A 13592-nucleotide genomic window follows, 5' to 3' on the forward strand; every position below is an offset into this window, starting at 1 on the left:
ACCTGCGCCGGGCGCTTCTCCTAATGATCTATCCCCGGGCTTCGGCCACCCCTGCCCATCCGGCGGGCGGGTGGGCCAAAATGGCTTCGAACTCGGGGGTTCCGGCGAGTTCGTATAGCGGCGTCGGCGGGGCCGGGCTGCTGCTGGGCGAGCGGAGGGTAAGCCCCCACCAACTGACATTGCGCCACTCGCCGAGCTTGAAGCCGACATTGGCGTAAACGCCGATCTCTTTGAACCCCAGGCTTTCATGCAGGCCGATGCTGGCCTCATTGGGCTGCGTGATGCCCGCGTAAGCCGTGTAGTACCCTTGCAATTCCAGCAGCGCGAAGAGCGCGGCGTAAAGCCTGCGCCCGATCCCCTGACGGTGATACTGCGGATCCAAATAAATCGACGTCGTTACGGCCCATTGATAAGCGGCGCGGTCCCGATGGCGGCTGGCGTAAACATACCCCGCGACGACTCCGTCGCGCTCATACATCAGCCACGGAAACTCACGCGTCAGGCCGGCGATCTCTTCGCGCAAAACGTCCACCGGCGGCGGCGTGACATCGAAAGTGATCGCCGATTCCGCGCAGATCGGCCCGTAGATTCGCAGGACGGCTTCCGCGTCGTCCGTCGTCGCCAGTCGAATTCGATCCATGGCAGTGCTTTCTATGGCCAAACAGCGGCCATCGTCAGGCCCGCCGTTTCGTCGAACCCGCAGGACAGGTTCATATTCTGGATCGCCTGTCCCGCCGCGCCCTTGACGAGATTGTCGATGGCGGAGATGACGATCACGCGGTTCGTCCGCGTGTCCACGGCCATCCCGATATGGCAGTAATTCGTTCCCTCGGTATGCTTTGTCGCCGGGAACTGCCCGGCGTCCAATATCACGACAAACGGCGCGTCGGCGTAATAGGTATTGAACAGCGCCTGCAAATCGCCGGCGTCGGCCTTGAGATTGGCGTACGCCGTCGTGAGAATTCCCCGGGTGATCGGCGACAGATGCGGCGTGAATGTGATCAGCACGGGTTCGCCCGCGACTTGCGAAAGCGACTGCTCGATTTCCGGCACGTGCCGGTGAACGCCCGCGACGCCGTAGGGCTTGATGCTTTCATTGACTTCGCTGAAGTGGAAGTCCAGGCCGAACTTCGACCGGCCCGCGCCCGACACGCCGCTATGGCTGTCGATGATGATCGACTTGCGGTCGATGAGGTCCGCCGCGAGCAGCGGCGCCAGCGCCAGCGCCGCCGACGTTGGATAGCAGCCGGGATTGGCGATTAGCTTGGAAGCCTTGATGGCTTCTTTGTTCAGCTCCGGCAGGCCGTACGTCGCCTTGTCGATCCAGTCCTGCGCTTTGTGCTCGGACTTGTACCACTGCGCGTAGTGCGCCGGGTTCTTCAATCGGAAGTCCGCGCTCAGATCGATCACCGGCTTGCCCGCCGCGATCAGCGCCGGCGCGTGCTCCATCGCCAGCCCCGCCTCGCCGGCGAGAAAGACCAGATCGCAGCGCTCGATCGCCGTCTGCACATCGAACTTCTCACACGTCAGATTGATGCGCTTCGCCACGCCCGGCAGCGCCGCCGAAAGCGGCTTGCCCGCATACGTCCCCGACGTCACATACGTCAGCTCCACATTCGGATGCCCCGCCAGCAGCCTCGCCAGCTCGCCTCCGCCATATCCCGATACTCCGACGATCCCCACTCGCAACCGATCCGTCATTGGTTTTGCCTCACAAAATAAAAAAGAACGCCGCCCGCCGTCTTAACTCATTAAGACTGGCGCGCGGCGTTCCCCAAAAGCAAAAAGCCGCGCGCCATCGAATTCCCGTGCCTCAGTAAGAGGAAGGGAAATGGCCCGCGGCTCGATCAAATCGAGCCTTCTCCACGCTTAGCGTGTCGCGGACGCATTTCCCAAAACACGAACGCGACGACGCAGCGGCAGGTTGTTTGCTGCTAGAAAAGACATTGTACGGAAAGTCTACCCGGCGCAAAGGCGATTTGTCAAGCAATGTCAAGAGGATCTTGTACATTCCCTAAGCATAAGCTTTGATGGCGACGATAGGAAATACAGAAAGAGATTTTCACGAGGCGATGATTACGAGGATGAAAATGAGAAACGATCACCATCTTACATCTGAACAGCTTCTCGCGGATTTACAATCTCCGGACGAAACCATCCGGGCCAAAGCCATTCACGCAGCTTGCCCGTGTGAGGCGGGGATGGAGCTGTTTGAGAAGCATATCGATCTCCTTGCAGGGATGAAAAAAGACCCTAGCCCCCTTGTACGCACAGTCGCTCTGCACGTCTTTCAAGACGCTTTTGAAGGTATATGCGATAGCTTTCCGACCAGTCGCGCCGAGACGACAAACGAAATATTACGCACGCGAAGACAATCACGCTTCAAACGTGAGGAGGTTGAAACAACTGAGAACAAGCCCCTCCTCGAAAACAAGCGTCGCGTCCGTCGATTGCGAAATCAGCGTTAAGGATCCGTCACACGCCGCCTGGGAACAAGCAAGCAGGATTTCGCGTCATGATAGCGAACGTCATACCATCAAAGCAAGAGAAACGGATCCCTATTGAAAACTGCTGCTATCACTCTCGCCGGCGCATTGATGACCGGCATGATGCTTTCCCCAACGCACGCCGTTCCCGCCAAGAAGAAGCCCGCCCCGAAGCCGACCGTCGGCACGCGGGGGACGCATCAGATGGCTGGGGGCGAGGGCGTCTTCGGGCAGACTTACACGCTCAAGGACGGACCGAACTTTACGCTCACGAGCGCGGAGTACAGCGTGGCGCGCGTCAATCTGAGCGCGGGCGGCGCGCTGGTTCCGAAGGCGGACGAAAAGCTGCTGGTGCTGCACTTCCGCGCCAAGAACCCACGTAAGGACGATCTGTATCTCGGCGGAACGTTTATTGGCTTCCAGACAGTCGCGGCGGACGGCAAGACCCGCGACGACAGCCAGTATATCATCCATACGGGGGACAAGGATAGTCTCGCGGTCACGCTCAAGCCGGGCCAGGGGGTCGACGATCTCATGACCGCCTATGTCGTACCCGCCGCCGGCCCCGTTCCGAAGCTAATCTTGAACAAAGGACGAGAAGGCACGAGCGAAGAAGTCACGCGCTACTCTCTGGGAACCGCGCAGAACCCGATCAAGCCGCTTGCCGCCCCCTTCGCCGATCCGGCCGATCCCAAAGGCGCGACGGCGCTCGCGAACGTTCCCGCCGTCATCGGGCAGACCTATCCCGCCGGCTACTTCGACATCACGCTGGACTCCCTCGCATTCTCCAGCGACAAGATCGGGGACAATGATCCGCCGGACGGCAAGCGCTGGCTCGTAGGCGTGATGACGGTAAAGAACCAGTCGCATGAGCACGTCTACATCTCGGCCGCGAACGCCTTCAAGATCTTTCTCAAGGATTCCGACGGCGATAAGACCGTGTTTGATGGTTACCTGCGGCATGTCAAAAACGACGACAACACCGACGACAGCCCGGAGTTCGGCGAAACCGTCCGCACGCGCTTCTACCTGCCTGTTCCCAAGGACGGCGCACCCGGCGCGACCCTCAGCATCGCCGAAAACGTGGACAACAGCGGCGGCGTCTCCCGCGCCTATGTTTACGATATTTCGGGCCTGAAGTAAGTACGCAATCGCTCTCCCGCCTCCCCCAGTAACGCCCGGCGCGCTCGCGCCGGGCGTTTATTTTATCCCCGACCACAAAATCGCCAACGATCTCTGAACTCCGTGCTACTCTACTATTGAGGACGAATCCAGAATGAGCTTGCGCGAAGCCAATCGCATCAGAAAATACCGGAACGGAGATCAAGCGGCCTTCCGTGAGATCTACGATCAGTATGCGCCGCGCGTGATGGGCTATCTGATTCGCCTGACCGGGGACCGGGCGGACGCGGAAGATATGGTTCAGGAGGTATTTGTCGCCGCCTATCAAGGACGCGCGGGTTTTGGGGAGCGCGCCTCGATGCTGACATGGCTGCTGGGGATCGCCACCCGGCGCTGGCGGGACAAAAACCGCAAACAAACGCTCCGCTTCTCCGATCCGGCGGACACGGACGAAAGCCTAGATTCCCTCCCCCAGACCGGTTCGCCGCTGGAGAGCCGCGTCATCGCCGCCATCGCTTTGGACGACGCGTTAGAGCAATTGGCGCCGGAATATCGCGAGGCGCTGCTGCTGGTCGCCGGCCAGGGACTCACTTACGCGGAGGCGGCGGCGATTACGGGAGAGCCGGTCGGCACGGTCAAATGGCGCGTCTCCGTCGCCACTCGCAAGCTCCAGCAGCTCTTAAGCGCTGAAGATCAGGAGGAACCCCATGGCGTCCCCACACATCGACCATGAGCGTCTGCGCGCATTCGCCGCGAAGACGCTGCCGCCGATGGGCGCGTGGCCAATTCGCCGCCATCTGCGGCGCTGCGCCGAGTGCCGAAACGAGCTGGCGCTTCTCTCCGGGCTCTGGGGCGCTCTGGCGCAAACTCGCAGCGAGCGTCCGCCGGAAACCGCATGGACCGCAATCGCCCAGCAGATCGGCGCGGCGCCCGGCGGGGACCAGCGCGCGCCGAAACAGCCGAGCACGATCACCATTGGAGGATACACCATGTCGAAAGCCAGCGCAGTCATCGCCGCCATGGCGGCGTTTACGATCGTTACGGGCGCGGTCGCCGCGCGTTTGACCGATGGATTTGATTTCCGGGCGCGCATGGCGTTCAGCGACCGAGGGCAACATCTCTGGACTCTCAAAACATCATCCAACGTGAAGATCGAGCTGGACGATCCTCAGGGCAAACTGTTCGCGACCGGGGGCAACGAAGGCGCCGCTTCGGATACTCGCCCGCCGGCCGTCGAGGTCCGCGTCGCTGGGATCGATCGAACGCTTCACGGCTTTGGGCGTCATGAGATACGCAATGGAAAGGGAGAGTTGCTCGGCTCCATTCTCCTATCCGGCTGGAGCGACAAAGAACGGACCCAGCTCGACGCCGACGCGGCCCGCGCAATCCCGCCGCACGACTACGATGCGTTCGCAGCCTGGGCGATCCAAAGCGAAAAAGACAGCGGCGGTATCCGAGGAACGGCGAATATGGGGCCGATGGCGTGGGGAAACGACACGGAATCGGGAATGTTCTGGTGCGCGCGCGGCCTCGGCTCCATCGAGATCGCCGGCATCGGCTCCTCCAGCCTCCTGACGCCCATGGATCCGCGAGCCGTGGCGGCCTATCCGGCGCTGAGCTTCACGCCCGCGGAGCTCGCCGCGCCCCGGCTTACCGTCACCGTCCAGGGCAAGCGCGCGGACTATCGGGGATACGGCGTATTCACCGTCCCAGTCAGCGGCGGCAAAACGCTGGAGTTCACGATTCAAAGACCGAAGTGAGAAAGCCGGAGGCGGCGGGTCGTGAAGGCCCGCCGCCGGATTTCATCGTCACTTGTCCAGGTTAAACGTCTCCGTCCCCACCCAGATGTAGTCTCTCTTGGCGTCCCAGAAAAAGAACGGCAGGCGCGTCACCTCCCCGTTGTCGTAGCGCAGGGTCAGGGTGTAGCCGCTCAGCTGATAGACTCCCTCATTCGCGCCGTTGGGATTGCGCTTTTTGATGTTCGACACGGCAGCGGAGCCGGGCATAATCGCGCCGGCGGCGGGAGCGGCCCCAACCACCGACCCGTTGTCGTCGGAGTAGGCTGAGATGCTGGTTCCCGTGGCCAGATTGGAGGTGACGCCGCTTGTGAACAAGCTGCTGCGGCTTGTGTGGAAACGCCCGCCGGGCAGAAACTCGATCCCTCGGTGGAAGGTCGAGATATTGCCGGCGATATTGATCGCGGACCCCGTGGTGAAGTTGCCCAAAAGCCGTTCTCCGGCGCGGGCCGGCACGACAAACTCGCCGACGAGCGGCGACCAGACGTTTCCCTTCCAGCGCGCCTGCAATGATTTACCCTGACGCCGCCAGCGCCCCCATGCGCCCGGCTCGTGGAGGCGGGACGCCGCGACATCCAGGTCGGCGGGAGCGCACTGCATGCCGGAGTAGCACGTCCCGTCCTTGAGCAGCAGCGTCGCGCTCTCGACAAACGCGTAGCCTCCAATTTGCGTCTCCCCATGCCCCTCATGCACGATCCCCTCGATCTTCGCCGGCGTGAGTCCCTTGCCGGGCGCCGCGACCCAGCGGAAGCGCTGATCCTCGGGCGGGCGCTGCTGTTTGGCCAGCTTGCGCGCCGCCGGCGGCGTTGCTGCTGAAGAGTCATCCCGACGCCAGTAGGCGTCCAGGATCTCTCCGGTCGCCGGCTTATACCGATCGGTCAGCGTCTCGTCGGGTGAGGTCACGACGCGAGAGAGATACGCCCGCCCCTTGGCAAGCGCCGTGTAGAGCGTGACGACGGGGCCAATCGGCGTCGAGTAGACGTGGCTGTACGAACAGACATTGTCGCTCGGATGCTTGATCTCGCCGGGCGGGAACGGCGAAGCAAGAGCGGGGTCATCGCGGCGAATGATCTTCTCCATCCAGCTTTCCAGCTTTTGCCCCGCGAGGTCGGCGGAAGGGAAAATCGCGACCGCGTAAAGCTGCTTCGGCGCCAGGTCGCCGGGAGTAAAAACGGTGGCGCCGTCCTCCACCTTTTGCGTCCAGCCCTCAGGCGCGGGAATCGATTGAGCGAAGGCGGGAAGCGACAGGAGGGAACAGACCAGCGCGGCGGCCGGAGCGACGAGAAACGATGACGAGATTCGTGTGGCCATAAGGTGTTTTCAGAGGTATCCTTGCGCGACGATGCGACGTTGGCGTCAGTTTACCGAACGGAAAACACGATTCTCAACAGGCAGGCGGGAAAATCGCAAAAGTATAAAAGAAGGCATTGTGAGATAACGACAACGAATTGCCCGTTTCACTCATCACGAACGCGGGTACACCATCTACTGTTTCGCAAATTGAAAGGAGTATCACAATGGCGAATATCGAAACAGAGAAGCGTTTGAATGACGAGGCGTTCCGCAAGTCGCAGGAAACTCGCCGCCGGGAGATCGACCAGGCGCGGAAACCGGCGGAAAAACAAGAGCCGGACAGCCGCGAAACGAAGGCGCTGCGCCGGAACAGCGAGATCGACCCCGACAGCGATCCCGACGGAGTTGACGCCCTGGACGAAGACACCATCCGCGTGACCTCGGGGCGCGGCTAACGCGCCGCCGCAGTGTCAGGCCGCCAGCGGCAGATCCGTCTGTTCCTCGCCGACCACGTCCAGGAAGATTTCCGTGAGCGCGGGATCGAAGTGGGATCCGGCAAGCCCCCGGATATGCTCGCAGACGCGGTCGTGGGACCAGGCGCGCCGGTAGGGGCGGTCGGAGCGCAGGGCGTCCCACACATCGACCAGGGCGAAGAGGCGGGCGGCGCGCGGGATCTCTTCGCCGCTGAGGCCGCAGGGATAGCCCGTGCCATCCCACTTTTCGTGATGGTAACGAGGAATGTCGAGCGCGGGCTCCAGAAACTCGATCGGCTGGAGCATCTGGACGGCGTATTCGGGATGCAGGCGCATGATCGCCCATTCGGATTCCGTCAGAGCTCCGGGCTTGAGCAGAATCTCATCCGGAATCCCCATCTTGCCGATATCGTGCAGCAGCGCGCCCTGACGCAGGGTATTCAGCTCGTCATCGTTCATGCCCAGCGCCTCCCCCATGCGCAGGGCCAGGTCGGTGACGCGGCGGCAATGGCCCTCCGTCTCGTGGTCGCGCATCTCCAGCGCGCGGCTCCAACCTTCAATGGTCGCGTTATAAGCGACCAGCAGCTCCGCCGTCCGCAGGTGGACGCGCTCCTCCAAATCGTTGTTGGTTTGCCGCAGCTCTTCATGGGCGCGGCGCAGGGCTTCAGCGGATGCGAGGCGCTCGGCGGACGCGGCCTGGGCGTTGCGCTGATAGCTGTAGACACAGATCGCGGCGCCCAGAGACATCAAGAGCGCCATGACGAAGCCGACCCAGAGCGCCCTCTGCAAATGCTCCAGATGCTTGAGATATTGAGTGGCGTTCATATCGACACCCACAATCCCCACCAGGCTCCCTTGCGAATCCCGCAACGGCGCATAGCCGCTCATGAAACTCCCCCACCGGTCAGGATAGACTTTCGAGTCGGAGCCGCCGATCCCGGTGCGCAGTGTTTCGATCATCGACTGCGGCGCTTCGGGGTACGCATCCATGATATGTGACTTGTCGTCCACCCCATCGCCGTTGGAGTCGCCGGCGGGAGTAGGATCGAGAATAAAGTACACTTTGTCCTGGCGCAGCACGCAGGTGTAGACGAACTTCATGTCGCCGCTCGCGGTGAGGATACGCGCCAGCGGGGCGATCGCGCGGCGATACTCCGGCGACGCCTCTTGCTCGGGCGAGACAAATTGTTTGTGCGCGTCCGCATCGACCACGGTCGCCGCCATGGCGGCCGTGCGGCTAAGCTCGGCGCGCATGCCGTCGAAGGCCGCGCGCTGAGCGCTGCAATAGAGCGCGACGCTGCTGACGCAGCTCGCCAGCAGCAGGACAACGCCCGCGAGCAAAGCCGCCTTGGCGGGCGCCATCGCCGTCAAGCCCCGCTTGATCCGCCGCCGCCGGTATTGGGAAGATTTGCTGGACAATTTATTCATGATCTTAGAGACGCGACGCGACATTGGCTTTAAGACGCTTTCCGGCGTTCGGAGATTGGGTCCATCTCCAGCGGAGCAGACTCGGCGACCTGTTTCGCCAGAACCACACGGTTTCTTCCCGCGCGTTTCGCTTCGTACAGCGCCTGATCCGCGCTGCTCACCAGCAGCTCCGGAGTTTCCTGGTCGGCGGAGCAGGCGGCGACTCCGATACTGACGGTAATTTGCCGGTGCGCGAAGGCGTACGCCTCGATGGACGCGCGGACGCGCTCCGCCATCATTCGCGCGCCCTCCAGGTCGTTGAGCGGCAGCAGCATCGCGAACTCCTCGCCGCCGTAACGCGCCACGATATCCGTATCCCGCGCGCCGGCCTCCAGCAGATGCGCCACGTCCTTGAGCACCGCGTCTCCCGCCGGATGGCCGAAGGTATCGTTGTAATGTTTGAAGCGGTCGACATCCAGCAGCAGCAGCGCGAACGGCGCGCCGTAGCGCGCCGCGCGGGCGCAGGCTTCGCTCAGACGCTCGTAAAACACGCGATGGTTGACGAGCCCCGTCATGCCGTCGGTCATCGCCAGGCTTTCCAGCCGCTCATTGGCCGCCGCCAGCGATGCGTTCTTAAGCTCAATCGCTTCCTGCGCCTCCTGAAGATCCAGATACGCTGTTTGCAGGTCGCGGTTCAGCCTGGCGTTATCCAGAATCGCGGCGATCTGCCGGAACAGCACCAGCACCACCAGCAGCGCCGCGCCGCCGTAGACGCCGTTCTCAAGCGTGGCCGGTCCCCGGCTCCGAATGCAGTAAACCACCAGACTGGCGACCACGGGCAGCAGCGCATAGGGAAAGAGTGAGCGCCAGAGGGGGCCTTCCGCCCGGCGCGCTCCGTCCGCGCGCCGCAAAAACAGCTCATCCTCCGACGATTGCGGGCGCCGCAGCACGGTCGCCGCAAGCGCGATCAGTAGATACGCCAGCGGCCAAAAGATGTCCACGAGCTCGCCGGTCGCATAGGTCCCATGCAGCGTCTGATAGGCAAACACGACGTCCGCGATGACAATGCTGACAAACCCGCCCGCCAGAAGCGCGACTGCGGCGCTGGGAATCGTCCGGCGTTCCTGAACGGAGAGGATCAAGACGCAGCCCAGCAGGATCAGATCGCCAATCGGGTATTCGGCGCTCAGCGCCGCCGCGAGCAGGGTTTCATGGGACGCCAGCACAGTCGGCCCCAGCACAAAGTACCAGCTGAACGTGAGGATGGACGCCATGATCATCAGGCTGTCCAAAAATACGCGCAGACGCATCGCGGGCGAGATCGGGCGCGACGGCATCAAGAGGATGGCTGTCAGGAGCAGCGGGTGCTCCAGCACGTAAGCAATATCCGCCAGCGAGGGGAACGGCGTTTCCCGCTTGGCGATCACTTCGTAATAGCACCAGATGCCCTCGCCGATCACATCCGCAAACGCCGCCAGCGCCAAAAACGTACAGGAAAGGCGAATGGCGCGGGCGCGCCGGCTTCCTTCTCCGCCCTCCGCGTTTCGGGACGCCCACAGGTCCCGAAACATCCATAACGCCGCCGCAAGCGGCGCCAGCACGCAGCTGCAGTTGTCGAAGACGACACGGCGCTCATGGGAAATCCCCGGCAGGAGGAGCGCCAGCAAGAGCAGGCCGATATAGCTAACGGTAAAGATCAGCCGGCGGCGAAAGAGAGGACCTATGGTATTGGCGGGAGCATCCTCCAGCGTGATCGTATGCAAAGGAACAGCCTCACGCATATATTATCGGGAAATGAACGAATTCCTTTACCAGGGAAGCAAGAGCGTGCGATGATGGGTGATCAGGAGGCCGATTTGCCAGACAAAGACCGCGCCCCAGAAGATCGTCACCCAGGGGGGCTTGGCCCAGCATCGCCATTCCCGAACGCCGCGCGCCGAGGCGAGGAGGTAAAAAACGGTCGCGAGACCGCTGAGGGCGAGGAGCGAATACTTTTGGAAGATCAGAACGAGAAAAGCGGCCTTGCAGAAAGTGAACGCCCAGCCTTCATATGCGCGGCCCTGGCGCTGGCGGTCCCATTCGCTCATAACGGCGCGCCTTGGGTCACCATGGGAAGCGCGATGCCCGCCGCGCGGGGCCGGCGGCCGCGATGCAGAATATTGTATTCGCAAAACGAGATCGCTTCGCCAGTTTCCGTCAAGATCTTGGTGCAGCACTGATCGATGCGACGGCGATCGTACGTATGGGCGTCCATGAACGGCTTGACCACGATCCGGAAGACGCGGCGGCCCATCTGTTCGGGCTTGCCAAGCAAGGGCAGGACATCGCGCAGGCCGCCGCGCATGAACAGGATCGCAAGGTCCCGCAGCGTGCGCGCGCCGCGCAGATGGACCGTGTCCGACCAGACACGCCGGGCCGCGCCGCCGATCACTCCGGCGAAGCTGATTCGATCGGAGAAGAGGTCTAGATACTGCGCGACGTCCAGGTGGCGCGGCAGCGGCGTGATCGTCTCGCGGCGGGCGTCGAGGAGGCCGTAGGTCAGCGCGCTGCAATCGGGGTGGCTGCACGGAAGCCCGACAAAATCCGAACGCCGCAGCGCGCCTCCCGTCTGCGCCTCCAGCAGCGCGATCACATCCGTGAGCGTCAGGCGCTCCGGCGCGGCGTAGTCGTCATGCTCGTAGCGGCCGCTGCTCATCACGGGCTGGAAGTTCAGGCCGTTGACATGATCGTGCGCGAGGGCGTATCGATACAGATCGCCGATCTCGTCGTCGTTCACGCCGCGCTCCACGGTGGGGACCAGCGTGACAAAGAGCCCCGCCTCCCCGGCCTTCTGAAGCGCCAGCTCTTTTTCCGCGCGCAGATCGCGGCCATACAAACGCTCGTGCACGTCCGGGCGAAAACTGCTGAACGAAAAGAACAGTTCGACTTTGTCCCGGTGGCGAGACAGAGTCGCGCAGAGCGCATCGCTCTGCGCGATGCGCAGCCCATTGGTGTTGACCAGAATGCGCCCGATGGGATACTCCAGCGCCAGATCCAAAATCTCGGCGAACTGAGGATGGATCGTCGGCTCGCCGCCGCTGAGCATCAGGAGATCCAGCGCCGACTGCCGCCGAAAGAACTCATCCAGCCGCCGGCGCGCTTCGTCGACCGTCATGAAGTCGTGACCATGCGCGTCGGCGTAGCAGGTCGGGCAGCGCAGGTTGCAGGCCAGGGTGATTTCCAGCAATAACACGCAAACGGGAGGTCCGGAGTTCGGATCGCACACCGTGTCCCCGCCGCAGCACCCGCCCCCGACGCGCGCGGGCACATACTGGCGCAGGCGGCGATACTCCCCCGCATCCGAAGCAAGCAGCGCGCGGCTCGCGCCGTGGCGCGGGCAAACGCTCTCCATCCAGACCCGCCCGCCGTGCTCCGTCAAGACTGCGGGAATATCACGCAGGCATTGCGGGCAGAGGCTTTGCGTCTCCTCGGTCCAGGGCGCATCCGACCCCGCCGCCATCGTCTCTGGATTGTCCACGCCGGTTGGTTTCATAAGTTCTTCAGACTGGTGAGGCAGGCGACGAGCGCGCCCAGGGCCAGCAGGATCGTCAGCGCGACGCCAATTCCCATGCCCTGGGTGAAGGCGCGGTGCTTTCGGTTGAGCGCCAGGAATGTGATGGGAATCGCCAGGATCCCAATACCGCCCAGCATGAGCGTCAGGGGCACGAAAAGGAATCCCAAGATCCCGTCCACGATCTTGTTGCCGGTGATCAGTTTTTGTTCGGGCGCGGCCGGAGGGATCCGTCCCATTGCCGAATTCCATGGCTCCGATTGGACCGGCGAGACCCGCGCGCCGCAGTTGGGGCAGATCGGCTGAAATCGCGGCAATTGCAGGCCGCAGTTGGAGCAATGCCCCGCCATCGTCATGGGGTTCGGAGCGTCGCCCGGAATTGGCGGCGGCGGGGCGGGCGGAACGATCGAAAGCTCCAGGCCACAGCGCGGGCAATGGGTTTCCATTCCCTGGAGCTCCAGACCACAGCCGGGACAGGCGCTGGAATGACTCATGGTCATGACTGAGCGCCTCCCGTCGCCACGATCAGCCGCGCGGGAGCCAGCAGACGCTGGAGCTTGACGGCGAAAAAGACAAAGCCGGCGGCGCACGCCCACTGCGCCGCCGTGAGGCCGAGCGCCAACACGCTTCCTTCGCGAAAGAACTCAATCGCGAACCGCGCCGCGCAGTAGAGCGCGCCTTGCAGGAAGAACAGCGTATTCTCCGGCGGCCGCTTGCGGTCGCACCAGAGCAAGATCGCCAGGATGACGGCGTTCGCGGCGCTCAGATAGATCTGCGTCGGGTGACGCATGGCCCCGTGCCCCCAGATCCCCCAGGGCTCATTTGTCGGCTTCCCATAACAGCAGCCGGCGAAGTAACAGCCCCAGCGCCCGACCGCCTCGCCGGCGCTCAGCGCCACGGCGAACAAGTCTCCCGTCGGACGCCGGATTCCCAAAGAGCGCTTGCAGACCATCGCCGCGAGATAACCGCCGGCCAGCGCCCCCAGCACCGACTTGCCGTCCGACCCGGCCACGATCCACTGGGCGATGTGCGCTCCGACCAGTCCGCCGAGCGCTCCCGCCATCATCACGATCGCCATGCCGCTCGTGGCGAGCTTGCGGCGGCGCGCCATCCCCATCCACGCGGCCAATCCTACGCCATACCCCAGGGCGTAGCATCCGCTCGCGGGCGTCCATGAGACCCAATTTTGCAGCATTGAGAGCATCTTGTCTCCATTATACATCGCCGGGGAGCACGCCTCACTGGGACGAAAGACCTAATTTCGCCTGGCGCGGTCGCCGCCTACCCGCCGCAGGGTTTCCGCAGCCTCGCAATCTTACCGGGACCGCCATTCGGTACGCGGTAAAACTTATGAAAAGGCGCCATAAATTCGTTCGAGAGTCCCAATTATGGAGTATCATTGAAGGGACGATGTCCGCAAAAGGTCTGAAGAAGAAAACACCAGACTTCATGAAGCGGTCCGAAA

At 62.9% G+C, this 13592-nt stretch carries 14 protein-coding genes; 5 read left to right on the top strand and 9 right to left on the bottom strand.

The window, feature by feature from the left end; all coding sequences use genetic code 11:
* Nucleotides 1-28: 28 nt before the first annotated feature.
* Nucleotides 29-640 carry a GNAT family N-acetyltransferase gene (locus D5261_RS03525; RefSeq protein ID WP_119323391.1) on the bottom strand — a complete coding sequence of 204 codons (612 nt, stop codon included), beginning with the start codon at nucleotides 638-640 and terminating at the stop codon, nucleotides 29-31.
* 11 nt (nucleotides 641-651) lie between these two features.
* Nucleotides 652-1701 (bottom strand): N-acetyl-gamma-glutamyl-phosphate reductase, encoded by a 1050-nt coding sequence (gene argC / locus D5261_RS03530; RefSeq protein ID WP_119323392.1) that lies wholly within the window; start codon nucleotides 1699-1701, stop codon nucleotides 652-654.
* A 329-nt stretch (nucleotides 1702-2030) separates the two neighbouring features.
* Between argC and D5261_RS03535 the strand changes: the two genes are divergently transcribed.
* From D5261_RS03535 to D5261_RS03550, 4 genes are all read left to right on the top strand, one after another.
* Complete coding sequence (locus D5261_RS03535) at nucleotides 2031-2468, top strand: hypothetical protein (RefSeq protein ID WP_125206184.1); 438 nt, start codon at nucleotides 2031-2033, stop codon at nucleotides 2466-2468.
* 93 nt (nucleotides 2469-2561) lie between these two features.
* Nucleotides 2562-3629: a hypothetical protein gene (locus tag D5261_RS03540; protein WP_125206185.1), complete on the top strand. Its 1068-nt coding sequence runs from the start codon at nucleotides 2562-2564 to the stop codon at nucleotides 3627-3629.
* 133 nt (nucleotides 3630-3762) lie between these two features.
* A complete protein-coding gene (locus D5261_RS03545) occupies nucleotides 3763-4341 on the top strand; it encodes an RNA polymerase sigma factor (protein WP_119323395.1) in 579 nt (192 codons plus the stop codon).
* Entirely contained in the window at nucleotides 4316-5368 is a 1053-nt protein-coding gene (locus tag D5261_RS03550) for a hypothetical protein (protein WP_119323396.1), read from the top strand. Before D5261_RS03545 ends, D5261_RS03550 begins: the two co-directional genes overlap by 26 nt.
* Before the next feature lie 48 nt (nucleotides 5369-5416).
* Here the strand turns inward: D5261_RS03550 and D5261_RS03555 are convergent, their stop codons facing one another.
* Complete coding sequence (locus tag D5261_RS03555; RefSeq protein WP_119323397.1) at nucleotides 5417-6715, bottom strand: hypothetical protein; 1299 nt, start codon at nucleotides 6713-6715, stop codon at nucleotides 5417-5419.
* A gap of 206 nt (nucleotides 6716-6921) precedes the next feature.
* Here D5261_RS03555 and D5261_RS03560 point away from each other — a divergent pair, with 206 nt between their 5' ends.
* Complete coding sequence (locus D5261_RS03560) at nucleotides 6922-7152, top strand: hypothetical protein (RefSeq protein WP_119323398.1); 231 nt, start codon at nucleotides 6922-6924, stop codon at nucleotides 7150-7152.
* A gap of 15 nt (nucleotides 7153-7167) precedes the next feature.
* Here D5261_RS03560 and D5261_RS03565 read toward each other — a convergent pair whose 3' ends face one another.
* From D5261_RS03565 to D5261_RS03590, 6 genes are read right to left on the bottom strand one after another with little or no spacing between them, the layout of a single operon-like run.
* A complete protein-coding gene (locus D5261_RS03565) occupies nucleotides 7168-8589 on the bottom strand; it encodes an HD-GYP domain-containing protein (RefSeq protein ID WP_218025701.1) in 1422 nt (473 codons plus the stop codon).
* Nucleotides 8590-8627: 38 nt separating this feature from the next.
* Complete coding sequence (locus tag D5261_RS03570) at nucleotides 8628-10340, bottom strand: GGDEF domain-containing protein (protein WP_165864456.1); 1713 nt, start codon at nucleotides 10338-10340, stop codon at nucleotides 8628-8630.
* A gap of 45 nt (nucleotides 10341-10385) precedes the next feature.
* Complete coding sequence (locus tag D5261_RS03575; RefSeq protein WP_119323401.1) at nucleotides 10386-10664, bottom strand: hypothetical protein; 279 nt, start codon at nucleotides 10662-10664, stop codon at nucleotides 10386-10388.
* Complete coding sequence (locus D5261_RS03580) at nucleotides 10661-12109, bottom strand: radical SAM protein (protein ID WP_165864457.1); 1449 nt, start codon at nucleotides 12107-12109, stop codon at nucleotides 10661-10663. Before D5261_RS03580 ends, D5261_RS03575 begins: the two co-directional genes overlap by 4 nt.
* Nucleotides 12106-12627, bottom strand: a complete 522-nt coding sequence (locus tag D5261_RS03585) for a hypothetical protein (protein WP_165864458.1) — start codon at nucleotides 12625-12627, stop codon at nucleotides 12106-12108. The genes D5261_RS03580 and D5261_RS03585 overlap by 4 nt, the downstream gene beginning before the upstream one ends.
* Complete coding sequence (locus D5261_RS03590; protein WP_165864459.1) at nucleotides 12624-13322, bottom strand: prolipoprotein diacylglyceryl transferase; 699 nt, start codon at nucleotides 13320-13322, stop codon at nucleotides 12624-12626. Before D5261_RS03590 ends, D5261_RS03585 begins: the two co-directional genes overlap by 4 nt.
* Nucleotides 13323-13592 lie beyond the last annotated feature (270 nt).

The sequence above is a fragment of the Capsulimonas corticalis genome, assembly GCF_003574315.2.
Lineage (GTDB): Bacteria > Armatimonadota > Armatimonadia > Armatimonadales > Capsulimonadaceae > Capsulimonas > Capsulimonas corticalis.